The organism is Vibrio sp. 1580 (assembly GCF_033340055.1).
In genome coordinates, this window is sequence record NZ_JAWOVT010000762.1 from 1 (window position 1) to 512 (window position 512).

The following is a 512-nucleotide window of genomic DNA, read 5'->3' on the forward strand; positions in this document are numbered from 1 at the left end:
ACTACTGCAAACGCCAGAAAGCTTTTTAGCACGCTTTAACGTTGATGTTCGCGTGATGAATGAAGTAGTTTCTATTAACCGACAGGACAAAACCGTTACGATCAAAAACCTGTTGGATGAGTCTGAATACGTAGAATCATACGACTTCCTACTGCTTAGCCCAGGTGCTGGTCCTATTGTTCCACCAATCCCAGGCCTCGATAACCCGCTCACCCACTCGCTACGTAACATTCCAGATATGGATCGCATCATCGAAACGATCCAAATGAACAAGCCAGAGCATGCGACAGTTGTTGGCGGCGGTTTCATCGGTTTAGAAATGATGGAAGCCTTCCACCAACTTGGCATTAAAACCTCTCTGATCGAAATGGCAGACCAAGTCATGACGCCAGTAGACCGTGAAATGGCAGGTTTTGCTCATACAGAAATTCGTGACAAAGGTGTCGACCTAAAACTTGGCGTCGCGCTTGAATCTGTGAAATTCGTACCTAACGAGCACGTTGCAAGTTTCG

At 46.5% G+C, this 512-nt stretch carries 1 protein-coding gene; it reads left to right on the forward strand.

The window, feature by feature from the left end; genetic code table 11:
* Positions 1-512 (forward strand): FAD/NAD(P)-binding oxidoreductase (locus tag R7093_RS28255; protein ID WP_318147413.1); only part of this gene is annotated, 512 nt, incomplete at both ends.